This window comes from Natrinema saccharevitans, from assembly GCF_001953745.1.
GTDB classification, from domain to species: domain Archaea; phylum Halobacteriota; class Halobacteria; order Halobacteriales; family Natrialbaceae; genus Natrinema; species Natrinema saccharevitans.
In genome coordinates this window covers 338,830-363,607 of record NZ_LWLN01000002.1, presented here as the reverse complement: position 1 = coordinate 363,607, position 24,778 = coordinate 338,830, and the positions used below count along the sequence as shown (strand labels likewise).

The window sequence follows — 24,778 nt, the reverse complement described above, 5'->3', positions numbered from 1 at the left end:
CGTTTCCTTCATTAGTCGATTTCGCGTGTTTCGATCGAGTCGATCGTTGATTCGTCGGTGTCGGAAGCGGCGTCGGACGCGCTCGAGTCGGCCTCGAGGCGCACGTCGAACGCTCCGGTCGGGTCGGAGTCGTCACGCCACTCACTTGCGTACGGACAGCGCGACCGGACGTCGCCATCGCCGTCGACGGCCTCGAGGGGCGGCTCGACCCGCGAGCAGTCGTCCTCGGCGACCGGACAGCGGGGATGGAACGAACAGCCCGAAGGTGGGGCTGCGAGACTCGGCGGATCGCCCGCGATCGCGTCCGTTCGGTCCGCAAATCCCTCGCACCGCTCGGCTCCCGGAATCGCGTTCAGCAGCGTCTGCGTGTACGGATGCGTCGGCCGCGAGAGCGTCGCGCGGGCCGGGCCCGCTTCGACGAGTCGCCCACAGTACATCACCGCGACGCGGTCGGCGACGTGGCGCACGACCTCGAGGTCGTGCGAGACAAACAGGTACGTCAGGCCGAGGTCGGCCTGCAGGTCCGCAAGCAGATTCAGAACCGTCGCCTGAGTGGACGCGTCGAGCGCGGCAGTCGGTTCGTCCAGTACAAGGACGGACGGCTCGAGCGCGATCGCGCGAGCGATCGCGATCCGCTGGCGCTGGCCGCCGGACAGCTGAGCGGGATAGCGGTCGACGATCTCGGGCGAGAGGCCGACCAGCGAACACAGCGTCGCGATCCGCGTTTCTCGGCGCGAGCGCGACCAGCCGGCCTCGACCAGCGGTTCGGCGATCGCCTCCCCGACCGTCCGTTTGGGGTTGAGACTCGCGCCCGGGTGCTGGAACACGACGCCGATCTCGGATAGCTGGGCGTCCGTCCGATCGCCGACACCGTCGACCGGCCGACCGCGGAGGCGAACGGTGCCTTCGTCGGGCGTCTCGAGGCCAGCGAGCAGTTTCGCCAGCGTCGACTTGCCGCAGCCGCTCTCGCCGACCAGCCCGACGGTTTCGCCGGATCGCAACTCGAGAGAGACGCCTCTGACGGCCGGGATGCGGTCGTCGGCATCGAAGATGCGTCCGAGGAGCCTGTCGGACGTCCGGAAGGACTTCGTGACGCCCTCGAGGGCGACGACCGGTCCCGCACCCCCGCCGGTGTCGGAGCTCGACTGCTCGCTCGGCGAATCCCCGATCGAGTCTGCAGGTGCGGTCACGCCGCCGTCGACGGCCAACGAGTGCGGCTCGGTCGGGGTCTCGCCCGCGTTGGTCGCGGTGCCCGTTTGCGCTCGCCGGTCTCGCATCGCTTCGAGCGAGGCCTCGCGCGCGTCGGGCACGTCACACCGCACGTCGTGGTCGGGGCCGGCCGAAACGCTCGGCGGATCGACCGCACGACACTCCTCGGTCGCGAACGGGCAGCGACCGGCGAACGCACACCCCTCGAGAGTTGCGTTCCCGCTCGCCGGCGCTCTCTCGACCGTCGGGAGCCGAGCGTCGGGATCGGCGTGACGAGGAAGACAGCCCAACAGCGCCTTCGTGTAGGGGTGTTTCGGGCTCGACCGGAGCTGCTCGGTCGGCCCTCGCTCGACGACGACCCCGTCGTACATGACGACGAGCCGGTCACAGAGCTGTGAGACGACGCCGAAATCGTGGCTGATCACCAGCATTCCCGTGCCGTGTTCGGCGTTGAGCGAAGCCAGTCGCTCGAGGATCGCCGCCTGGGTCGTCGTATCCAGTGCGGTCGTCGGTTCGTCGGCGATCAGCAGCGACGGCTCCCGGGCGAGCGCGATCGCGAGCATCGCCCGCTGGCGCATCCCGCCACTGAACTGGTGGGGGTAGGAATCGATCCGTTCGGTCGGTCGAGGGATACCGACGGTGTCCATTAACTCGAGTACTTTCGACCGAACCTCCGAGGAGCGGAGCCGAGAACTCGCGCCACGGGCGAGTTCCTGGAGGAGTGGCTGTCTGTCCGGTTCCCGGTGGATCCGCACCGCCTCGGCGATCTGCTCGCCGATCGGATACACCGGGTTCAGCGTCGTCGACGGGTCCTGGAAGACCATCGCCAGTTCCCGGCCGCGAAGCCGGCGGAGCGTCCGCTCGTCGGCCGTCGTCAGGTCTCGGTCGCCGTATCGGATGCTCCCGTCGACGATCTCGCCGGGCGACTCGAGCCGGACGATCGAGCGCGCGGTGGCCGACTTGCCGCACCCGCTTTCACCGACCAGCCCGACGATCTCGCCGGGTTCGATCGCGAACGACGCGCCGTCGACCGCGCGGACGGTCTCGGATCCGGTGTCGAAGTGAACGTGGAGGTTCTCGATCTCGAGCGTGTTGGTTCGTGTCATAGTCGTGTTCGGAGTCGTCGTTTCGATCAGGTTCGCTGTCGCTTGCGATCGTCGAGGTGGTCTGGATCAAGCGCGTCTCGCAGGCCGTCGCCCAGCAGGTTGAAGCCGATGACCGTCAGCATGATCGCGACCCCGGGCGCGGTGACGAGCCAGGGAGCGGATCGCAGGTAGTTCCGGCCCCCGGCGATCATCGTACCCCACTCGGCCGTCGGCGGCTGTGCGCCGAGGCCGAGATACGAGAGGCCGGCGGCCGCGAGGACGACGGTGCCGAGGTTCAGCGTCGCCAGGACGAGTACCGGGCTGACGACGTGGGGCAACAGGTGTCGCCGGACGAGCCGGCGGCGTGGCGTCCCGTAGAGCTTCGACGACTGGACGAACGGCCGATCCCTAATCGCGAGGACGCTCCCGCGGACGACCCGGGCATACGATGCCCAGCCGACGACCGAGAGCGCGATCACGACGTTTCGCAGGCTCGGCCCGAGTACGCCGGCGACCACCAGCGCGAGTACGAGCCCGGGAAACGCCAGCTGGACGTCGACGAGCCGCATCAGGACGGCGTCGACGAACCGACCGCCGGTGGCCGCGAGCAGACCGATCGCCGTTCCGATGGCGACGCGGATCGTCGTCGCGGTCACCGCAAGTGCAAGCGAAACACGTGCACCGTACACGAGTCGGGTCGCCACGTCCCGCCCGAGCGCATCAGTTCCGAGCGGGTGGGTAATGGAGGGGCCCTGTAGGCGCGTCTCGAGCGCCTGCGTCGTCGGATCGTACGGCGAGACGAACGGGCCGACGAGGGCGACGATCGCGAGCAATCCGAGGACGCCGCCGCCGAGTCGGATCGCCGTGTTCGTCCGGATCTCGGGCCGCCACCGATCGAGTCGGCCCCGCCACTCGAGTCGATTTTGCTCACTCACGGGCGCTCACCTCGTTCGACGCGCGGGTCGAGTGCGACGTACGCGAGATCGACCAACTGGTTCGTGACGACGAACGCGACGGCCGTCACCAGCACGACGCCCTGAACGATCGGGTAGTCGCGGGCGAAGACGGCATCGACGAGCAGCGTCCCCAGCCCCGGCCGCTGAAAGACGCTCTCGACGATCACGGCACCGTTGATCAGATACCCGAACTGGAGGCCGACGATCGTTACGACCGGAATGAGGGCGTTCCGGAGCGCGTGCTTGTAGATCACGAGCCGTTCGCGGACCCCCTTCGATCGCGCGGTATCGACGTAGTCGGCCTCGAGGATCTCGAGCATCGACGTGCGGACGATTCGGGTGACGATCGCGGCCATCCCGGTGCCGAGCGTGATCGCAGGCAAGACGAGATGCCCGAGCGTGCCGACGCCGCCGACGGGCGTCAGTCCGAGCCAGAGCGAACAGACGAGAAGCAGCAGGTAACCGAGCCAGAAGTTCGGCATCGAGACACCGACCAGGGCGGCGATCTGGCTCGTACGATCGATCCACGTGTCGCGGTGGACGGCACTGAATACGCCCAGCGGAACCGCAAGCACGAGCGAGACGGCCGTCGCCGCCAGCGCGAGCTCGAGCGTGTTCGGCAGGGACGCGAGTATCAGTGACGTGACCGATTCTGACTGGTAGTACGACGTGCCGAGATCGCCACGAAGCGCGTCAGTGAGCCACGAGACGTACTGGACGAGGAAGGGGTCGTCCAGCCCGTGTTCGGCGCGAAAGCTCGCTACCTCGGGTTCCGATGGCGGGCTCTGGCGTTGCTCTCTGAGGATCGTGTACGCCGGATCTCCGGGCGTCAGAAACGCGAACCCGTACGTGATCAGGGAAACGCCGAGGAGGACCGACGACAGCGATCCGAGCCGGACGAAGAAGGCACGCAGCATCGGGATTAGTCTCGGGCGGGAACTGTCGATCGGGGTCGAGTGCTGTCACACGAGCGACTGGTGCGATCGATACCGCGTCGGTCGCGACGTCCCGAACCGCCGCAGTTGTCACCGCGGCCGCCCGCTCGAGTCGACCCGGTGTGAAGCGGTGTTCGGCGAACGTGCGCGGTTCGCGATCGCTCGTGACGGGTGTCGCCGTTCCGAAATCGATTGGCCCATATCATCCGCATCATCAATCTAATTTGTAGTAGTGAAATATTATTTGTAAATCCTCGGATTTCCCGGTGCTGGGAGACAGGTCGGGACGGATCCGATTGATCGGAGCTGTCTAAAAGCGTGAACGTGGTTCGGAATCGTCAATCGGCGAGGCCGACCTCCGCAGCGCTATCTTCGGTTTTCTGATCGTCCGGTTCGGTCGCTTCCCGAGCGTCTTCGGTGTTGTCCGCGAACCGTGGGAAACGGTCTTCGAACCTACCCCAGTCGGCGTCCATCTCCTCGTCGGTCAGCGTCGCTGCATCGAGATCCGCTCGGAGCGCAGCGTGGTCCATGTCGGTACCGATAAGGACGAGTCGGGTTCCTCTGTCACCCCACTCCTCGTCCCACACCTCCTCTATAGTAGCTCTTGAAACGAGTTACACACCGATCACAACGCTGTCCTGCGATCGGGTGTGCATTGACTTTCACTCACGTCTTGGGCGGTTCCCTCGCCGAGACTGACGAGTGCGACGAATGTCCGGGCGGCGTAGGTACTGAGGCCGAGCGCTTTGAGCTGTTTGACGGCCGTGGATCGTGCTTGGTCGGATGGGTCGTCGGACATTGACTCGTCACCAGTCTCGTGAAAACCACCGTGTATGGTGGTTTGTGACGTGTAGCGACAGAGAGGTTGGGACCAATGGACGACGTTTCAAATCAAGACCAAGCGATCGAACTGCTCCAACAACTCGGGCTCAAAGAGTACGAGGCCAGGTCGTTCGTGGCGCTCGCACGTCGCCAGCGTGGGACGGCCAAGGACATCAGCGAGACCTCCGAAGTGCCCGGACACGCGTCTACGACGCGATTCGCGTACTCGAATCGAAGGGGCTGGTAGAAACCCAGCATTCGAAGCCGCAGGTATTTCGATCGGTCTCTATCGACGAGGCTGTCAACACCCTCCAGTCGGAGTACGCCGAGCGCACCGAGTCACTCCGGAGCGCCCTGAGCAGGCTTGAACCGGCTGACGAGAGAGACTCAACGGAGGCCACCCACGAGGTGTGGTCCATCTCGGGTGATCAGGGCATTACGAGCCGGACGCGACAGTTGATCGAGGGTGCGACAGAGGAGTTGGTCCTCGTGATCGGACACGAGAGCATTTTCACCGACCGGTTGGCCGAACAGTTGCAGTCGGCCCAGGAACGAGATGTGAACGTCATCATTGGGACAGTCGGCGAGGAGCTCCAGGCCACGATCCAGAATGCTCTACCTGGTGTCGAAGCATTCGTCTCGGGATTGGATTGGTTGAGCCGGTCACCGCTTCCAAATGATGATACCGAAATCAGTCGGCTGTTACTGGCCGACCGTGAGGCGATTTTGTAAGTTCGTTCACCGAAACGAGGGCAGACGGCCGTGAACACGAACAAGGTGTCTTTGGTCGCGGGTTCGACAACGGACTGGTCGCGATCACGCGACGGTTAATGGCGACGGGGTTGCTGTCTGTGAACGATCCCGAAACTGAGGAGACGTGAGTCCCCGCTCGTGGGCGTCGCAGAGAACGTCATATCATTGGCCGAGAACGGCAGACGTGTCCCCGATAGCACCGACTGCTGTCTCTCGGCGCGATGTCTTCCGTTCGATAGCGACAACGCAGTATCTCGACTGGCCGGCCTCCGACTCGACGCCACTGTACGACCCGAACTCACTGACGGCGCTCACTGCGACTCTCCGGACCGTCTCGAGAATCTGGTTCGAACACGATGCCCACGAGGCGGTCGAAGCGTTCGTCTGTCAGTATCCACTGTCCGACACGGAGTTCAATCCCACGACTAGGGTAGCCGCTGAACGTCATTGCACACCTGATCGCAACGCTGTCGTTCGATCAGGTGTGCAATGACGTTCAGCGGCTACTATAGTCAAGACACCAGCACCTGGTTTGGAGGACCAAACACTCGCCCAAGCCCAGGTCCGCGAGCAGATGAACTGTACGGTCGTTGCGGTCGAGCGAAACAGTCGTGTCCTCGCCGATATTGGTGCTGACTTCCGCATCGAGCGTGGCGACCAACTCGTCGTCGCTGGACCAGACGATGCAGTTACGCAGTTCTCGGAGCAAGTGTCGTAACATATCCTATCGGTGCGTATCGTCACTCCACTGGCCTTCGGACTCCGTTCTGTCGTCCCCTGCTGTGTGCACCGATCCACCAAACAGCGAATCCGGTCGTGAGTGAATATCCTTCTGTGTCACTCACTGGTGAATCGGCGATTCCGATGTGCGAACGGGTTGCAGACGACTCGGTAACGCCTGCGGTCTTGGATCAATCCGTAAGGTGGGTGCTGGCTTCACAGGCGACGTCCTGCTATCGGCGGTTCCGGATCGCGAGCAAAGCGATTCCGGCTAGTGCGAGCAGCGCGATACTGATACCGAAGCCAAAACCCTCCCCAGTGCTATCATCGGTGTCGTCCCGGTCGCTTTGTCCCTCGCTCTCCGCGCCTCCATTCTCGCCATCACCGGTTTCGTCACTCGTCTGCTCGGCCGTCGATCCATCGCTCGGTGATTCGTCGGGAGACGATTGCCGATCCACTGTCCCGACGGCGAACGTCGAGAAACCTGGCGTGATCGACTCGTAGGTGACCGTCCCTTCGCCTTCGGAGAGGACGACCGTGTCGAGTTGGGTCCACTCGCCTGCGTCCGCGTCGTAGCGGTGTAAAGCGATGTTCTCGGCGTCCACCCCGCGTACTTCGAGCGTGTCGGTGTGCAGCTCGAACTGGACGGTCGCCGACCGGATTCGGTCGCTGGCGTCGACGTCACCGGAAGTGACGGTGAACTCGACGTAAGATGTCGCACGTCCCGGCTCACTCGCGTTCTCGGTGCCAAGGTCGGTACTGCCATCACCGAAAAGCAGCGGTGTGCCCTCGGGAAGTTCCTCGGGACCCGTGGAGCGAGCCGAGACGGTCGCGTTCGTATCCTCCACGAACGTGATGTCGACGCGTTCATAGCGTGACTCTAAGTCACCGAGGTCGACGCTGACGGGCTCACTCGCCGAAGCGGAGACAGTCGCACTCACACTCCCGTCGGCGTGAGTTTCGACGTCGACCCTGTCTTCATCAGTCTCGTCGTCGTCGTCGTTCCGCGACGGTGTACTACTTGGTGGATCGTCGCTGGACGAGCCGCCGCTGGATGGGTTCGAGACCGTCACCGTCGCGGTATCGTTGCTAGTGTTATCGGCTTGCCAGGCGAATCCGACGTCGTACTCTCCAGGATCTGCCTCGTCGAACGTGAACGTCGCCGTTCCGTTCTCATCGGTCGCTTCGGTATCGCCGGTCGAGAGGCCGCTCAAACCGCCGTCAGCAGTCACTTCGATTGGGACGCCCTCCAAAGGGTCGCCGGCGTCGTCGGTCGCCGCGACCACAAGCTCGCCAGATTCACTGGTGGTCGCCGTCGTTTCCGCCGCATCGATCGAATCGACCCCGGAGCCGAACGCGCCGAACGTCGAGGGCTCGTCGATCTCGTCGGCAGCCAGGATCCCCTGACTCGCGTCGACGTCGGCGTCGACCGCGTGCCACTCTGAGCCGTCGTATCGCCACAACCGGAGGGCGTTTTCGTCGATCTCGACAGCCGACTCGTCGTAGCCGAGTTCGAAGGCCGTGAGACTGCCGTCGCCGGTCACATCGAAAAAGGCACTCGCGTTCCGGTAGCTCGCCGGGCCTGGGGGTGGCGACGGCGTGTTGTCGATCGCCACGTCGGTCGCGTCGAACGAGACGGTCGCGCTCGAAAGCCGCAGGCTCGTCACGGTGGCGTTCGATCGCTCGTCGACCGCCAGCGCGTCGGCGTCGGTGCTCCCGATCGTGTCGTTCGTCAGCGTGACGGAACCTGATGTCCTGACTTCCACGCCGTGGTCGCCCGCGGCCGCGATCTCGTTGTCCCGGACGGCCGTGCCGTCGGTATTACTGATTTCGACACCAGTAGAGTCGATGGACGTAATATCGTTGCCTTCGACCACGCCTCCGTCCGCGCCACTCAGATACACACCGCGGTAGGCGCTGTTCCGGACGTCGTTGTCCTCGACCCTCGAGTCGTCGGCCTGCACGTAAATACCGTTTGCCCCGGCCACGACGGTGTTTCCGGTAACGTTCGCCCGGCCGGACGATCTGGCGTAGAGAGCGGACATCTGCGATCCGGTGGCGTTCAGTTCGTTGCCTGCGATCTCGAACGGTACCGAGGGCACGTCGTCGACATCGATTTCGATCGCCGAACCGTCGCTATCAGTGACTGTGTTTCGGTCGACGGTGACGGCGCCAGAGTCTCCCAGCAGAACGATACCACCGCGTTGGCTTCCTTCGACGGAGTTGTTCGCAATGCGTGTGGCCGTGACGCCGTCGGCCTCGATTCCGTTCCTGCCAGCGTCGGTCACGGTGGTGTTGTGAATCGTGCTGTCGGCCGTCTCACGCAGCCCGATGCCGGCGTCCTCGCTTCCGCCGAACGTGCTGTCTGTGACGGTGACGTCCTCGACCTCGTTCAGGTAGACGCCGACGTACGCGCCGGTCGCGGTCACGTTCGAGACGACGCTCTCGGAGACAGTGTCGAGGGCGAGTCCCTGCCCGAAGTCGTCGATATTCCCGTCGCTTTGGGCCGTGTCGCTCCCCCCGTCCCAGTCGACGAGCGTGACGTTCTCGACGGAGACGTTCGTCAACTCGCCCGCCGAGCCGTCGACGATGATGCCGGCGTCTTCGTTCTCGCTCGCTGTCGACGTGACGGTGTAGCCGTTGCCGTCGAGATGGACGTCGCTCGCGGTGATCTCGAGACACGTCTCGTCGCGTTCGAGGTCGTCGGTGAGTACGTATTTCCCCGGGACGTCGATCGTCGTGCAGGTGTCGATAGGCACTCCATCGGTGACGGTCACCGTCGCGGTGTCGGTGTCGGTGTTCCCGGCGTCGTCCGCGGCCGTCAGCGAGACGTCGTAGGTGTCGGCGGCTCCGAACGTGTGCGTGACGGTTTTGCCGGTGTCGGTCGCTCCGTCGCCGAAGTCCCACTCGTAGCCGGTGACGTCGACGTTGTCGGTGGAACCGGAGCCGTCGAAATCGAGTTGCTGACCAGATGCCACAATCCGGTCGCCTCCGGCGTCGGCCGTCGGCGGCGTCACGTCCCGCACGGTGACTTCGACGGTGTCGGTGTCCTCGTTCCCGGCCGTGTCCGTCACGGTGAGGTCCACCGTGTACGTTCTCGGATCGGCGTAGGTGTGACTCGGAGTTGCACCGGTCGCGGTCTTCCCGTCACCGAACTCCCACTCGTAGCTGTCGATCGCTCCGTTGTCGGTCGATTCCGACCCGTCGAAGGACAGGGCCGTGTCTTCGTCGACGGTCAGGTCCGAGCCCGCGTCGGCAGTCGGTGGGGTAGTGTCCTCGACAGTAACGGTCACCGTCGCGTCGTCGCTCCCCGCCTCGTTCTCCAGGCGGTAGTCGAACGTGTAAGTGCCCGCCTTCGTGTGGTCCTCGAGTTGAAGCGTGCCGTCCGACGCAACGGTCAATTCTCCACCTGCAAGCGAGGCCGTCTCTCCTGCGTCGTACGCTGTCGTTTCGCCGTCCAGATCTCCGCCGCCGAAGCCCACGACCTCGGCCTGGGGGTCACCGAGGTAGTCCGTCCCGTCGCCGTGGTCGTCCAAGACGGACTCCGCGAGCGTCTCGTCGATGTCGACCGACAGGCCGTCCACGTCCTTCGCGTCCGGGGCGGGGTCGAGCCGCTCGAACGAAAGGTCGTCGAAGTAGACGCCAGCGTAGGTGCCGGCGTCGACGTGATTCATGGAGAGTCTGATGGTGGCCCGCCTCGCCCCGCTCGGCGCGACCGCGGAGTCGCTGAACTGGTCGAACTCGGTCGTCGAGTCCGACTGGAGGTCCGAGAGCGTCATCCCCTCGCCGGTGATCACGTCGCCGTTCTCGTCGAGGTACTCCACCACGACCTCGCCGTCGTCGTCCCCGTCGTCGGTACCGTAGTACCCCTCCAGGGTGTACTCCTCGCCCGGAACGACGAAGACGGTCTGTTCGGCCTCCGCGTCACCGCCGATGTCGGCTGCGAAACTGGTTGCGTCGATGGACGAGTGGCTCGTGTCGTCGTCTTCGTCGAGGTCCAAACAGGTCATACTCCCGGTCGCCACGGCCCATCCCATGGGGTTGCTGTCGGTATCGGTCTCCTCACAGCCCGGATTGTGGAGCGTGTTATCATCGACCGTTATCTCTACCGACGCCTCGTCGGAGCTACTCGAATCCTCGATTCGGTAATCGAACGTGAACGTCCCGGTCTGAGTCGGGTTCGTGAGTTCGTACGACCCGTCGGCGTTCACTTGGAGATGCCCGCCCGCGAGCGAGACGTTGGCTCCCGCGTCGTGTTCAGTCGCATCGCCCCCGAGATCCCCGCCGCCGAAACTCACGAGGTCGGCAGGCTCGCTCCCGAGGTCGTCGCCCTGCTCCGCGTAGTCATCGTCGTGGAGCGTCCACGACGGGTCGAGCGTCTGCTCGACGCCCGTCTCGACGCCGCTGACGGGGAACGCAGCCACTCCGCTCGTGACCTCGCGGAACTCCACCTCGTTGAGGTATGCGTCCGAGTAGCTGGTGTCGTCGACGTCGACGAGAGTCACCCGGACGACGGCGGTGGCCGCGTCTTCGGGGGCCACGGTCGTCTCCTCGAACGACTCGTAGGTGCCGCTCGCCGGCTTGGATTCCACCGTGGTACCGCCGGAGATCTCGTCGCCATTCTCGTTCAGGTACTCGACCTCGACCTCGACGTAGTCGCTGGTGCCGGACCCTCGCCCGGCCTCGCCGCCGAGGTTGTACTCCGCCCCGCCGGACACGTCGACCTCCTGCTCGACGATGCCGTCGGAGTCGTCCTGGGAGAAGTCGACGAACGCGTCGGAGCCGTCGGGCGGCGTCGGGTCACCGACTGTCGCTGGGTCAGTACACTGGACGTTGCTCGACACCAACGACCACCCGTCCGGTGGGGAACCGCTACCGTCGTCAGCATCACACCCCGGATTGGTGAGCAGGTTCGGCCCCTCGTCCGCCTGGACGGTGCTCGACGAGTCGGCAGCCGACACCGCAGAGAGGACGACCGTCCCGGCTGCGAGCGTCGACACGACCAGCACGACTGAAAGGACCAACGTGACTGCGCCGCTGTCTCGACCATTCGAGCGGCTCTGAATCCTTCGCGTCTTTGCAACGAGTTTCCGACGGATCATTGGTTCAGCGTTCTGTAAGCGGGTGGCAATTCGTCGCGTCTCCGAACCACGACAACTCTCCGTAGGTTCGAGAGGGGCTGTGACAGCGGGGTGCTGACTGTTACCACTGATGAGAGATGTCGCATTCTTTGTTGATCGGTACTGACACGACCGACTTAAATGGGATACCAGCGAATGGTGGTATAATTGTGTTTCTCGCGGCATGGGACCTTCACTTGCCCATCTCCGTGAGATATTCTGTGTGTGACCGGAACCGATAGAGTGGTACGTGTCGACGCACAAGGGATTCGCAGATTCATGCACGTCGCCGGGCTGATCGCGTACGCGGGGTCGGCGCTCGTCGGCGGCCTGCTCGCGGTCGCGTTGTTGACCCGGTACGACCGCCGACAGCCAGCCTTCACGTTCGGGGTGTTCCTGCTGATCGTCGCGTTCTGGGCGTCGACGTACGTCGGGTATCTGGTGTCGACGGGCGAGGCGTGGCTCCTGTTTTTCAGTCAACTCTCGTATCTCTCAGTCGTCACCGTCCCGATCGTCTGGATCGTCTTCGCGCTCCAGTACACCGACCGTGAGGAATGGCTCTCACAGGGATTGGTTCTTCTCCTCTCGGTGGTGCCGGCCGGCGTCCTCGCGCTCGTCTGGACAGCTCCGTATCACTCGCTGTTTTATGCCGAGATCGTCCCCACCACCGTCGGCGACACGGCGGTTCTGGAAACGACGCCCGGGATCGCCCACGGTATCAACGTCGTCTACTCCTACGGTCTTCTCGTCATCGGTACGGGGCTACTCGCCGGCGAGACCTTTACGAACAACCGACTGTACAGACGCCAATCGCTGGTCCTGTTAGTCTGTCTGAGCATCCCCTGGATCGCCAACGGTCTGTTTCATCTCGGGTTCGACCCGATCCCCACGGCGGATCTCTCGCCGGTCGTCTTCGTCCTCACCGGAATCCCGCTCGCGGTCATCGTCCAGCGGGCCGAACTCGCCAGCTTTCTCCCGGTCGCCCACGAGCGAATCTTCCACACCCTGGGCGATCCCGTTTTCGTCATCACCGACTCGAACCGGATCCTCGACGCGAATCGAGCCGCACGCGAACTGGTCGACGCCACCGCCCCCATCGAGGGTGCCGATCTCACCACGCTCCTCCCAGACGCCCTGCTCTATGACGGCCAACTCCACCCCGATCTCGAAACGGCCCTGGAGTGCGTGATCGAAGTCGACGGCCGCCCACGGCAGTACGTCGGCCGCGTTCGCCGGACCGATCCGGACCTGCAGGACCCGCGGGGCTACATCCTCTCGCTGACCGACATCACGCTGCAAAAGCGCCAACAGGAGAGCCTCGAAGCCAAAAACGAACAGCTCGAACGGCTCGCAGGCGTTGTCAGTCACGATCTGGCGACGCCGCTGGCGACCGGCGAGAGCCTGCTCCATCTCCTCCGTGTGGACCTCGATGAGCCCGCGCCGGAGATCGAACGGTCGTTATCCGATCTCGAAGCGGTCCATCGCCGACTTCGGGCCTTCGCCGAGGGGCTGCCTGCGCTGGCCCGCGAGAGCACCGACGTGAAGACGCCGACCGACTGCGACCTCGAAACCGTCGCGAGAGCCGCCTGGGACGTGGTCGATACCGGCGACCTTCGACTCGTCGTCGAATCGACGCACTCGCTTCGGGCGGATGCGAGTCGGCTCCAGCAGACCTTCGAGAACCTCTTTCAGAACTGCACCGATCACGCTGTCGGCGGGCGGGCGAATGCGACGACCGTCCGCGTCGGTAACCTGTCGGCGTCGTCCGGATTCTACGTCGAGGACGACGGGCCGGGAATTCCGACGGATCGCCGCGAGGACATCCTTTCGTTCGGTGTTTCGACCGGGGGTGGCTCCGGGTACGGGCTGGCGATCGTCCGGACGATCGTCGAAGCGCACGGCTGGTCACTCGCGATCGGCGACGCCGCAGACGGCGGCGCACGCTTCGAGATCGAGACCGCATCTCACACACGTGAGTCCAACGTGACGTGATAGTCGGGCCAGGTGCCGTTCGAACACCACCATATGCTGGTATGATGTTTAAATAGGTGTTACAAGACGTACAGGTATGACGATCCGAATTCGAGACAGTGCGCCCGATCGTGGCAACGACCACCTGTCGAGTGGCGTGTGACCGTGAACTCAACGGATGGACCGGTCGCGGGATCGGACGAACGGTCGATTGCTGTCGTGCTGATCGACGACGATGAGACGTGGGTCCGAACCCAGCGTCGACTGCTCGAACGCGCTCACGACCGGCTGCAGGTGTCGACGGCGACCAGCTTCGAGGAGGCACAGACCACGCTGGACGAGCAAGAGCCGGACTGTATCGTCTGCGATTACCAGCTCGGAGACGGAACCGGACTCGATCTGTTGACCGCGATCCGTGCCGACGAGCCGGAAATCCCGTTTCTCCTCGTGACTGGAGAGGGGAACGAAGCAGTTGCGAGCGACGCCATCGGTGAGCAGGTCACTGATTACATCCGGAAGCGTGATCTGAGTGCCCAGCCGACGCGACTCGCCAGACGGATCGAATCGGCAGTCACGGCCGCTCGGACCCGACGAGCCCTGACTCGAGAGCGCAAAACCAAAGAGACGTTGCTCGAACTGGTGACGGCTTCGACCACCCGGGAGGAACTCGGTCGAAACGTCTGTGAACACCTGGTCGACACTGGATACGCCTGCGCGTGGATCGGTATTCTCGACGATGACCGGCAGCTCGTTCCGCTCTCGGCGGCTGGGGACAGGGCGTATCTCGAAGCCGCTCTCACCCCCGACACTCGACCGACGAACCGTTCGGAGCCCGCGTTTCTCGCGCTCGATAGAACCGAACCGGTCGTCCGATCGCTTGAACACACGGTTGGGACGACCGAATCTGTCGCCGAAGGCGCGAAGTGGGAGCAACTCGCTACCGACCACGACTTCCGGTCGGTAGCGGCGCTCCCGATCAGTCACGACGAGCTCTGTTTCGGCGTGTTGACGGTCTACAGTCAAAGCCCGCGGATCGACAGTTCGGAGCAAACGCTCCTCTCGGAGTACACCGAGACTGTGGGGTATGCCTTCCAGACGACCGCGTGGAAACGAACGCTCCTGTCGTCAGCAACCGCGACCGTGACGTTCTCTCTCAACAGTCGAGACCATCCACTCGCCACGCTCGCTGCCGCCCTTCCCGAGACGGTGACGTTGCAGACTAGTTCAGTCATCCCGCGCAACGACGACAACGTCCTCTACGTGACGACTCTGCGTGGGACGACGAAAGCCGATCTCACTACCCGCGCTGCGTCGAGTGATACCATCTCTTCGATCGAATTCTACCGAACCGACGCCGAGAACCGTGTCCAGTGCGGGCTCATCGTCGCATCACCGACCCCGGAGACGCTGCTCGTTGACGCCGGCGTCTCGCTCTCTCACACGGTCATCGAGGACGAAACAGCGAAGGTCACGGCTGTCGTCGGCCCAGAAACGACGGTTCAGGAGTGTGTCGGCATTCTCTCCGAGGCGTACGGTGAGAGCAACGTGATGACCGTCTGGACGGCGTCTGAGCGGCCTGCAAAAGAGGATACTGCGAGCGAGGAGTTGACAGACCGCCAGCGACAGGTGCTCGAACTCGCCATCGAAGCGGGATACTTCGAACGCCCCCGACACAACAACACGAGCGAACTCGCGGACGCTCTGGGCATCTCACGAGCCACCTTCACCCAGCATCTCCGTGCCGCGCAGCGAAAACTGTTCACGAGCGGCGTTCACAAACAGTGACTCGACAACGAAGACCGATTGCCATCGTGAAGTACCGCGGGGGCAAGCCCCGCGGCTTCACCGTTTTGACCGCACGTCCCGAAACGGGCCGTGCGGTCGCAGGCGAGTTTAATTCCCCTCGAACTTCCCATGACGAGTCGTCTGTAATTCATACCCGAACGCCCGGTGCGTCCGTGAGGGTCGGCCGCTCCACCACGGCCCGACAACTCCCGTCTCACCACGCCAAAGACGCGGGTTTTGAGAGGAGTCGCATTCCTCGCAACTACCGGCAGTTGCTTCGGATTACGGTCTTTAATCCATGTCGCAACTGTACTCTCCAATACGGTGGTATCCATCATATAGCTTACGTGATTTGCCTTCGGGGTCAAGCCTCGAGGCACTCTCGCTGTATCTCTGTAGAATAATCTCTTCGACGAAGCACGCGAGTATTTCAGCAGAGGCGTCACCCACCTGCGCACAAAGCGTTGATTTGATCGCTAGCTCAGTACGATGTATGAGTAGCTCTGATAGACTAATCACCTCCGTGATTAGTCAGGGCAGACTAAATCCTCAGTCACTTCTATTCAGCCGGTACAACCAAGATTCAATGCCGGATACGCTGCACCCACTCTCAGATCGCGCCCGTCGGATAACCGACGACTACAGGACTGGGATCGAACTCAGAGATTTACTACGGAATGGAACGTGTCTCCGGGCTGTAGTGAGCGAGGTCACTATCTACACAGATCGACTCGAAGACGGCTATCCGGCGTGGCACCCGATTCGTTTCGAGGGATGCACCGTCTGTTTATCTACCGGGAAATCACGGGCGACAGCTACCGCTCACTCGAAACGTATCAGGAACTCGCTGAACCGTTCGAATTGGACCACGTTCCGGACGAATCCGTGCTCTCGCGCACTTGGCGGAACCGCTTCGACGATGATGTTCACGAATACGTGACTGTCACTGCTCATTTTGTAGTCAAAGAAGTCCACGACTACGGCTCACCCTTCCCCGCGATACGGCCGAAAGAAGAGGTCACTGACTCGAAACCGGACTTGATCGAAGACAGTGAGGAAGACGAGCCTACGGACGTTAAGTTCTCGACCGAGAAGATTCGCCGAACAACACGTCTCGCACGAGATCATGGTTTCGATGGGTTCGACTCTGGTCGAGCACAGAACGCCTCGTACGAGGACGTGTAATTCTTCGAATTGCAGACGTTCATGGGGATTGTCGGCTGTGGGACCGCTCAGGGGGCCGCTCGCTTCCAGTTCCGACGAGGCGAGAAGTATGGCCCACATGATGAGACTCATCTTCGCGCCGTCAAGCAATTCGACTCCAGATGTTTGATCGAAGGAGTCGATACAGCGACGAATCAGTTGGTGTCGAGAATTGCTTCGGAAGCGTCGTTCCGGCGGCCGGTCACAGTCACAATCGACATCACAACCGTCACCTACTACGGTGGCGTCGACGGGATGGCGGTGGTCAGCGGACTCAATCGGGAGGAGCGTGCGTTCAAGTTCGCCACGTTATCCATTGTTGGGCTGAATATCCCGCTTGTGCTAGCTGTTGAACCAGTCCGAGAGAGTTCAGCGTGGGACGAGAACCCTTCCAATCAGATCCATCGCATCGTCCGCCGGTTGGTTCAGCGAGCAAGCAACATGTTCCAATTGAGACAGTCCTGTGCGACCGCGAGTGTGACTCGATACGTGTGTTTCAGACCCGCTCGAACCTCGGTGTGAACTACCTCATTCCAAAACGGATCAACAGCAACGAGCGTAAGGTAATCAACCAGATGGACATTGACCGCCAAGACGTAGCCGTCGAATCTGCTCCTGTACACGTTGAGTCGGAGAACCACCCGATGCAAATTCTGTACGTGCCCTCAACGAACGGCGATGGAACACCTGTGTTCGCGACGAATCTCAGAGCCGGGCCGGACGAGGCTGAGGGATTCTGTCGGCGTTATAGCTGCCGTTGGCAGATCGAAAATAAGTACAAGAGCATCAAGAATGGTTTTCTAGCGAAGATATCTTTGAAATATTACCGTGTACGATTGTTCTATTTCGTGTTCGCGGTGTTGTACAATATTTGGCGGCTGACTGACTTCCTGCTGAAAACGGGCGTCGACGGCGGGATGGACTACGCGCCTATACTGACAGCGGGCGAGTGTGTTGAGCTTGTTGCCTCGGCATTGATCCCGCCCGATTAACCAGCTACACCCTCCGAGTCCGCCGCCCGGGAGTAGCAACGCTGTTCGACAGCGACAGAATTCGTATGACTTCTCACACCTGCCCGACAATTACGGCTAAAAAGGTTCGAATCGGTATCTTATTGATGCATCTAACGACGGGCCGACGCTAATTTGGCCCAAATTTAGCCTATCCTCCGAAACTGTACAACTTACAACCGGAATCAGAAGTTGAGACCGGTTGTCTCAATGCATATGCTGTGATCTCTCGTAGTTTCGTTTAGTGGACCCGTTAGATCGAATTCCCAATAATTGGATGGTGTCTTGAACTACTGTACTTTGCTTCTGGCAGCGCGACGTAATAGACGGATTGCAACCGAACCCAATAGAACATTGAATCCAACGAGAATGATTACTGCGGGCACGACTGTGTTCCAGATTCCACCGAATGCCGTCACTTCGAAGACCGTCATCACGTCCTGTCCCAGCATGATAGCACGGACGCCGTCGACACCGTACGTGATGGGGTTGAACACGGCGACAGTCCTGATCCATCCCGGAAGTACGCTGAGGGGGAGGAAGGCACTCGAAATGAATACCAGCGGGAACGTGAGCAGGTTCGCGAACATGATCGTCGCTTCCTGATCGCGGGTAACCAGGGCAACGATGTTCGAGTACGCCATGAACGCGCCGCCAAAGATCACCGTGACGAGCACGACGCCAACGATACCAGCGACGCCCGTACGGAGGTACTGATCGAACGCTGCGCCGTTTTTGAGAATCAATAGTAGGTACCCAAGGAGGAGAATGATCACCGTCTGGACGACGATTCGGGCTACCTCGGACAGGACTTTGCCGAAGAACATGGCCGACCGGTTCATCGGCGAGACGAGCATCTTCTCGAACATTCCCTCCTCCATATCGTCGACGAGTCCGATGCCGGAGGTGGCTGCCGACGAGAGTGTGGACATAATGATGATAGCTGGAGACAGGTACGTGACGTAGCTGATGTCGGGGCCAAGTGCCTCCGAGAGCGCGCTACCGGCGATTGCGCCGAATACCTCGACGAACAGGACGAAGAAGATGATCGGTTGCACTAGCGACGTAAAGATGACGTAGGGGTTGCGCAAGTTCTTGACCAGCCACCGCTTGAAACTGATGCGAGTGTCAGCTGTTGCGCTGTTGCCTGCGGCTTCCTGTGCGGTGTCGTTCACGGCGGGGCCTTTGTCGGTCGAGTGACTGCTCATGTCGACACCTCCTGAGCGGAGAGCGACGCCATACCTGTGTCTGCCCTACCAGCGGTGTCGGACGAGCTGTCCGTCAGTGCGAGGAAGACATCGTCGAGCGTGGGCGAGCGAATGTCGAAGTCGCTGACCGAAACGCCTGTGTCGTCGAGGGCGGCAAAAAGATCACTCACAACCTCGCGGGCGCGTGCCGACCTGACGGTGAATCCGTTCTCGGTCGTTCGTATCGTCGGCTCGTCGAGTGTTTCGATACGACGAACGGCCTGCACGGCGCGCTCGATTTGGTCTTCGACCGGGTTATCGAGCGTTATCTCGAAGACGTCTGTTCCAAATTCGGACTTGAGTGTGTCCGGCGAGCCGGTTGCGATAATCTGTCCATCCTGGAGTAGGGAGAGTCGGTCACACAGTTGGTCGGCTTCTTCTAGGTACTGCGTCGTCAGAAACACTGTCGTTCCTTGCTCGTTGATCCGTTCGAAGTAGTCCCAGAGGCGCAATCGTGCTTCTGGATCGAGTCCAGTCGTCGGCTCGTCGAGAAAGACCACCGGCGGGCGATGCACCAAGACACTCGCGGCATCTAATCGCTTTTTCATCCCGCCGGAGAACTTCTCCGACCGGGTGTCAGCGACGTCCTGCAGATCAACGAGATCAAGCAGTGCCTCGATGCGGTCCTCGCGCTGGTCTCCCGGGACGCCGTACAATTTACAGGCCAACTGGAGGTTTTCTCGCGGCGTCAACTCTCTGTCGATACTCGTTTCCTGGGCCATATACCCGATAGATCGCCGGACCTTCTCCGGCTCCGTCGCGGTGTCATAGCCATTGATTCGTACCGACCCCTCCGTTGGATGCAGGAGTGTGACGAGCGATTTGATAGTGGTCGTCTTTCCGGCCCCATTCGGGCCGAGGAAGCCAAAGAACTCGCCCTTCTCGATGCGTAAGGAGACGCCACGAACTGCCTCGGTTCCGTCTTCGTAAGTGACAGTGACGTTCTGCGCGTCAATTGCGAGGTCTGTTTCCTGAGATTGGTCAGCGCTATTCTGTTGGGTATGTGTCTGTCGGCTCGTCATCGCACTGTATCGTTTCAGTTGGGACCGGGTAGCGCCTTCTCGAATTGATGGCGTTCTTTATAAAGTAGTCCTCGCAGCGGGTATCGATGAATGTCTCAACCGCCACCCCCATTATCGATGATATAAACTGGTTGGTATGGGACTTGTCGCTGAATTCAAAATATATTGCGAGGCGCTCCCGCTCGTCGACGTAGCCGCAGCAGTACCCGACGCAAGGGTGATTCTTAATCTCCAGTACAATCACGGGAAGCGACCATTATTTCTTATCACTGTGAATGGCGGGTCCGAGCAAACACTCGAGACAACGCTCACTGACACGTACGACGTCGGGGACTGGACGCAAATCGGACAGGCCGGTGAGACCCGCCGGTATCAAATCCAACCGGCGCTCAGTTTCGAAGAGCAACTCGGGGACGATATCGATGATCTCACCGGACTTGAACAGCTAGCCACAGCAGATGCGTTCATCGACCGGATTACGGTTGAACCGGATGGCTGGCGACAAACAGGCTGGTTCGCCGACCGAGAGGAATTCAGCAAATTCTCCTCGTTCTGGCAGCACAACGCTGACTTTCAACTGGACCGTCTCAATCGGGATGAGACGCCAGAACCGCCAGGGGAAGGGCTAACTAACCGTCAATACGAGGCACTCCGGATTGCTTACGAGCGGGGGTATTTTGAGATTCCGAGACAAGTCTCACTCGAGGAGATTGCTGCAGAGTTGGATATCACTGCCTCGTCGGTAACAGAACGGTTGCGTCGTGCTCAAACACAGCTCATCGAGGAAACAGTAGCGACGACGTGGCCAACGCTCCCTGCGTCACCCCAATAGCATCGGGAGTGCAATCTCAAGAAGCAGAGGCTGAGGTCTCTTGAGGCCGACACAGAGGAGTTAACGGATCTTTCCGATATCGCGCGACCGAACCGATGGTATATTATAGTAGTTGCATAGAAAATCCAACTGAGCGGCATATGACCCGGCGACTGTTCGGTCGTCCGTATTTTGAGCCACTCCCGCGTCCGGCCGCAAATTAGGCCGGATAGCTGCAGCACCCGGGTCGCTTCGCTACGGACTCCGTAGTTGCAACGTCGCCGTACTGATCATCCACGCAAATGTCGCTCGCCATCACGTCCTCGAGACGTCAGGACCAGGACGAAAAAAGAGACGTATCGACATACAGTATCGACCGACCCCGTTGGACACATCGTAAGCAGCCACCACTAGGACAACCCCACGTAGCCCCGTTTGCCCGGAGTTTCGAGGTGTTTGAGCTATGAGAGAGTCCAAAGACAGGGAAGAGGAGCATCCGCCTCTCTGGCAAAATCGGGATTTCTTGCGGTTTATTTTCGGACAGTTCGTAACGAACGCCGGAGATAGTCTCTACAGTGTCGCTATCCTGTGGGCGGTCTTCGAACTCAGCGGGTCGACGTTCCTCACAGGGGTCGCGAACTCGCTGTTGCTCCTCCCATTCCTGCTGCAAATCGTTGCCGGACCTCTCGTTGACCGGCTCCCGATCAAACAGGTACTGGTCGGAACACAGGTGATTCAAGGTATCGTTGTCCTCGTGCTTCCCATCGCAGCGTATACCGAGGCGTTGAGCGTAGCGATTCTTTTCCTGACGATTCCGGTTTTGTCGCTGATGACACTCGTAGCTGATCCACTACGGGCGACGGTCATCCCGCGAATCGTTGCCGAAGACCAACTGTCACGGAGTAATTCGGCGCTCACAACCATCACACACGGACTTGACATGGTATTCGATGCGATGGGCGGACTGTTTATCGCTCTCTTCGGGGTGACGACGTTGTTCCTCCTCGATACGATTACCTTCGCGATAGCAGGGCTCCTGTTCTCCGGGATGATGATACCGGCAGTCGGCGACGATACTGACGAAACTCCCGAGTCCGCCACCACAGCGTACCTGACAGACCTCCGTGAGGGTATAAACATACTCCGAGGGACAGTATTTCTGGAAATTATGGTCACTTCAGCGGTGTTCAACTTCGCCGTCGGCGTCACTCTCGCCATTCTTCCGGCATTCGGAGAGATACTTGGCGGACCAGCTATCTACGGACTACTGCTTGGAGCACTCGGTATCGGACGAGTTGTCGGTTCGATAGCCGCATCGTATGTCACTCATATGGCGTATGGCAGGTTCAAAGCGGTCACCTATTTGTTCTCAGCTCTCCTCTGGCTCGGATCGGTCGTTTCGTCGTCGATAGTACTCACTGTCGTGTTGTTTGGCCTGGCGTGGGTATCAGCGGGAATTGATGCTGTTATGGTTGAAACGTTGAACCAGAAGGTATTCCCCGCTGATCGCCTCGGTCGGGTGTCTGCTATCAAAGGCACCGTGTCCACAGGCACGCTGCCAATCGGATCACTAATCGGCGGCTTCATCGCAGAGCAATTAGGACCGGTATCCACGATGGAACTCGCCGCGGGTGGGTTCGGGTTCGCCGGTCTCTACTTCGCGCTTCGGACACGATTACGTAGTATTCCTGCGATAACAGATATTAATCCCGAGCGATTCGATATCTGTACTGAATCAGCAGAGGCTCAGGGCTGAAGTACCACGGGAACGAGTCCCGCGGCTTCACTGTTGAAGACCCGACCAGTACCTCGGATATGGTGGCGATAGATGAGCCAGTATTCGAACCTGTTCACGACGACTGATGAGAAGAAGTGACTCAGGTTAATGTGGGTCAAGAGGCCCTGGTAAAATCTCCGTATGAATATATTTCGACCTAGCTGCGGTCAACACGGGGCAAGCAGATCTGTTCCTATTACTGTTGCTTAACGACGACTGTATCTGCAACTAGGTCGCCGACCCGCTGATTGTCGTCAGTAAGCAATATTGACACCATTGCGATGAGGTTGAAAGTCGGGAGTGCGTCAACGATCCATAACAGGTTCCGTAGTATTGACGCGCCGATTGTGCAGTTGGAACCGTCGGGCTTGATAACGACTAGTCCAAGTAGGTATTTTCCCGGCGTGTAGCCGTACAGTCCCTCAAGCAAAAAACCGTAAATTAATGTTGCGACCAACCCCGCTAACGTGAACACGAGGAAACCTATATCGCCCAGGGCCGTCCCGGCGACTATAACAGGAATCCAGATTAGTCCCATAAGAATCGAGTCGATGAAGAATGCACCCACTCGGTGCCAGATCACATTTCCATTCGTCCCTAGTTGTGGTTTCGGATGCTTTTCCATAACTCACGTCTGATACGCAATGCTCATTAATCTTTGAGGGTTATGTCAGAGGTAGAGTTATAAAATAGTTCGCACTCTTCAGCAACCGGTTGTTTCGGGTAAGAGTATGTTTGAAGAAATAGGATCAACAGAGGCGGCCAAGAGTAGCCTCTGCTACGTGGTACTCTATCCAGAGACGGTGCAGACCGTTTGCCTTGGGGCATAACCCCGAGGCAGTTCACTCGCTGGTATTGCCTCTTTTCTTGAGGACGCGTGCGGAGTGCCGCATCTCCCCCTTTTTAGCTATCCGGAATGCGACCAGGACCGCCGATCTGTGCGAGTAAGGGTGCTGAAAGTGCGATTATGGATAGAACGAGCGTTATGGCTGTTAGACGCAGTCGCCTGTCGTATGCATCCAGATTGTCGGGCTCAACGATAACCAGTACAGTCGCGTGTATCAGGATTCCAACCAGAGATCGGACGGTTGGTTGGTCGGCTCGCGGTAGTTGTCGGAGTTGCCACGCCGACCAGACACTATATCCGAACAGAGAGACTGTGATACCGACCCACGACACGGTGAGTGCAGCGATGCCTAGCGTCCCGCTTGCCTCTGGAATCAGCATCAGGTAGATCCCGAAACCAATCACAGATAGGAACAGAAAGACAATAGAGGCTATAAAGAACACACCGAATGCCTCTCCAAGCGTGTCCGGAGACAGCAATCTCTCGACACTAATAGGAGTAGTCCCAGAATCATCGTTTGATTGCTCCTGCTGAGTAAGGAACTTACGGAGCGTAGAACGATCACGAGTGGGTCCATCCTGGTGCCGGTCAAAGTACCATCCCGCGATAAGCGCAAGGAGCGTGCTCCCCACAATCGTAATGAATCCAGCGCGAATGCCAAGCGCCAGGTCGGTAACCGACTGTGTATTTTTTCCGATGACGAGTATCAAAATCCCGCCGACTTTCAGTCCAATCCCGAACACACCAAGACGGAAATTCATGCCCCACAGATCAAGCATTTCGTAGTACGAAACACCTGCCTCGGTAGTGTCAGCAGCATTCATACACAACAGCCACGGGAGAAATAGGAATCCACCGACGGCACCGAACAGGCCAGCAATCGCACCGTAGAGCGGACTCTCGATCACTCCGACGCCGACTGCTGTCAACGGGACACCGAGGAGTACACCATAGACGGCCCCATACAACCAAAGGTACAAACTGTCTCCCTCCGAATAAGTGGCGGTCACAAGACACGATAATATAATGTGGATGATCAATCTTTTCTTTGCTCCGATTAGGTCGAATCGGACGCCTTCTACTTGAGTCGACTAATCAACGAGCGGAATCCCTGTGACAATCTACGTCTTTAGCAGAGATGTGTCTGAAAAATCAGTTGTGCTCTGTTGACTCGATGGAAACGCTGCTACCCTAGGAGAGCGTGAAACAAGACAACGGGACAGTCCTCGAGGCAGGCACCGTCGGCGATGCAGATATCGAAGTCGACAGCCACGTGTGTGCCGTGGATACCTATAGTAGCAACTGAAACGATTTACACACTGATCGCAACGCCGTCGTGCGACCAGGTGTGCAATGACGTTCAGCGGCTACTATAGCTGCTCCGGTTCGTCGACCGGCCCCAGACTCGGTGCCCCTCGTGTTGCTCGGCGACATCACGGTTTTCTTCGAAGTTGGGATCGATAGCCATGAGATATCCTCGATAAGAGTGGCGTAGTCCAGACGAA

Annotated in this window: 14 protein-coding genes and 4 pseudogenes; 8 read left to right on the top strand and 10 right to left on the bottom strand. The window is 60.3% G+C overall.

Going from position 1 to position 24,778, the window contains the following annotated elements:
- Nucleotides 1-11: 11 nt before the first annotated feature.
- From A6E15_RS19210 to A6E15_RS19195, 4 genes and pseudogenes are all read right to left on the bottom strand, one after another.
- Nucleotides 12-2,315: a dipeptide ABC transporter ATP-binding protein gene (locus tag A6E15_RS19210; protein ID WP_076148720.1), complete on the bottom strand. Its 2,304-nt coding sequence runs from the start codon at nucleotides 2,313-2,315 to the stop codon at nucleotides 12-14.
- A gap of 26 nt (nucleotides 2,316-2,341) precedes the next feature.
- Nucleotides 2,342-3,172 carry a nickel transporter permease gene (gene nikC / locus A6E15_RS19205; RefSeq protein WP_245800684.1) on the bottom strand — a complete coding sequence of 277 codons (831 nt, stop codon included), beginning with the start codon at nucleotides 3,170-3,172 and terminating at the stop codon, nucleotides 2,342-2,344.
- Between the two features lie 53 nt (nucleotides 3,173-3,225).
- A complete protein-coding gene (gene nikB, locus A6E15_RS19200; RefSeq protein WP_076148718.1) occupies nucleotides 3,226-4,167 on the bottom strand; it encodes a nickel ABC transporter permease in 942 nt (313 codons plus the stop codon).
- A 356-nt stretch (nucleotides 4,168-4,523) separates the two neighbouring features.
- Nucleotides 4,524-4,781, bottom strand: a pseudogene (locus A6E15_RS19195) (GTP-binding protein); the annotation flags it as partial.
- Between the two features lie 278 nt (nucleotides 4,782-5,059).
- Between A6E15_RS19195 and A6E15_RS21245 the strand changes: the two are divergent.
- The 3 genes and pseudogenes from A6E15_RS21245 to A6E15_RS21975 all read left to right on the top strand — a co-directional run.
- Nucleotides 5,060-5,238: pseudogene (locus A6E15_RS21245) on the top strand (helix-turn-helix domain-containing protein); the annotation flags it as partial.
- Nucleotides 5,239-5,496: 258 nt separating this feature from the next.
- Nucleotides 5,497-5,739, top strand: a complete 243-nt coding sequence (locus tag A6E15_RS21240) for a hypothetical protein (RefSeq protein ID WP_245800657.1) — start codon at nucleotides 5,497-5,499, stop codon at nucleotides 5,737-5,739.
- Nucleotides 5,740-6,292: 553 nt separating this feature from the next.
- Nucleotides 6,293-6,478, top strand: coding sequence for a cation:proton antiporter regulatory subunit (locus tag A6E15_RS21975; RefSeq protein ID WP_076148717.1), 186 nt, complete (start codon nucleotides 6,293-6,295; stop codon nucleotides 6,476-6,478).
- A 235-nt stretch (nucleotides 6,479-6,713) separates the two neighbouring features.
- Here the strand turns inward: A6E15_RS21975 and A6E15_RS19180 are convergent, their stop codons facing one another.
- Nucleotides 6,714-11,480 carry a PKD domain-containing protein gene (locus tag A6E15_RS19180; RefSeq protein WP_139326656.1) on the bottom strand — a complete coding sequence of 1,589 codons (4,767 nt, stop codon included), beginning with the start codon at nucleotides 11,478-11,480 and terminating at the stop codon, nucleotides 6,714-6,716.
- 399 nt (nucleotides 11,481-11,879) lie between these two features.
- Between A6E15_RS19180 and A6E15_RS19175 the strand changes: the two genes are divergently transcribed.
- The 3 genes and pseudogenes from A6E15_RS19175 to A6E15_RS21970 all read left to right on the top strand — a co-directional run bounded on the left by A6E15_RS19175 (nucleotide 11,880) and on the right by A6E15_RS21970 (nucleotide 17,551).
- The gene (locus A6E15_RS19175) at nucleotides 11,880-13,592 is read left to right on the top strand and encodes a histidine kinase N-terminal 7TM domain-containing protein (protein WP_076148715.1); all 1,713 of its coding nucleotides are present in this window, start codon (nucleotides 11,880-11,882) and stop codon (nucleotides 13,590-13,592) included.
- Nucleotides 13,593-13,730: 138 nt separating this feature from the next.
- Nucleotides 13,731-15,356, top strand: coding sequence for a helix-turn-helix domain-containing protein (locus A6E15_RS19170; RefSeq protein ID WP_076148714.1), 1,626 nt, complete (start codon nucleotides 13,731-13,733; stop codon nucleotides 15,354-15,356).
- 586 nt (nucleotides 15,357-15,942) lie between these two features.
- Nucleotides 15,943-17,551, top strand: a pseudogene (locus A6E15_RS21970) (transposase).
- Nucleotides 17,552-17,859: 308 nt separating this feature from the next.
- Here A6E15_RS21970 and A6E15_RS19160 read toward each other — a convergent pair.
- The gene (locus A6E15_RS19160; RefSeq protein WP_076148713.1) at nucleotides 17,860-18,777 is read right to left on the bottom strand and encodes an ABC transporter permease; all 918 of its coding nucleotides are present in this window, start codon (nucleotides 18,775-18,777) and stop codon (nucleotides 17,860-17,862) included.
- Nucleotides 18,774-19,838 (bottom strand): ABC transporter ATP-binding protein, encoded by a 1,065-nt coding sequence (locus A6E15_RS19155; protein ID WP_084177430.1) that lies wholly within the window; start codon nucleotides 19,836-19,838, stop codon nucleotides 18,774-18,776. Before A6E15_RS19155 ends, A6E15_RS19160 begins: the two co-directional genes overlap by 4 nt.
- A 136-nt stretch (nucleotides 19,839-19,974) precedes the next feature.
- Here A6E15_RS19155 and A6E15_RS19150 point away from each other — a divergent pair, with 136 nt between their 5' ends.
- Both A6E15_RS19150 and A6E15_RS19145 read left to right on the top strand, forming a co-directional pair.
- The gene (locus A6E15_RS19150) at nucleotides 19,975-20,670 is read left to right on the top strand and encodes a helix-turn-helix domain-containing protein (RefSeq protein WP_076148712.1); all 696 of its coding nucleotides are present in this window, start codon (nucleotides 19,975-19,977) and stop codon (nucleotides 20,668-20,670) included.
- A 442-nt stretch (nucleotides 20,671-21,112) separates the two neighbouring features.
- Nucleotides 21,113-22,405 (top strand): MFS transporter, encoded by a 1,293-nt coding sequence (locus A6E15_RS19145; protein ID WP_076148711.1) that lies wholly within the window; start codon nucleotides 21,113-21,115, stop codon nucleotides 22,403-22,405.
- A gap of 217 nt (nucleotides 22,406-22,622) precedes the next feature.
- Here the strand turns inward: A6E15_RS19145 and A6E15_RS19140 are convergent, their stop codons facing one another.
- From A6E15_RS19140 to A6E15_RS21965, 3 genes and pseudogenes are all read right to left on the bottom strand, one after another.
- On the bottom strand, nucleotides 22,623-23,051 hold the full coding sequence (locus tag A6E15_RS19140; protein WP_076148710.1) for an RDD family protein: 429 nt from the start codon (nucleotides 23,049-23,051) through the stop codon (nucleotides 22,623-22,625).
- A 278-nt stretch (nucleotides 23,052-23,329) separates the two neighbouring features.
- Nucleotides 23,330-24,241, bottom strand: coding sequence for a hypothetical protein (locus A6E15_RS19135; protein ID WP_139326655.1), 912 nt, complete (start codon nucleotides 24,239-24,241; stop codon nucleotides 23,330-23,332).
- Between the two features lie 236 nt (nucleotides 24,242-24,477).
- A pseudogene (locus tag A6E15_RS21965) lies at nucleotides 24,478-24,741 on the bottom strand (hypothetical protein); the annotation flags it as partial.
- Nucleotides 24,742-24,778 lie beyond the last annotated feature (37 nt).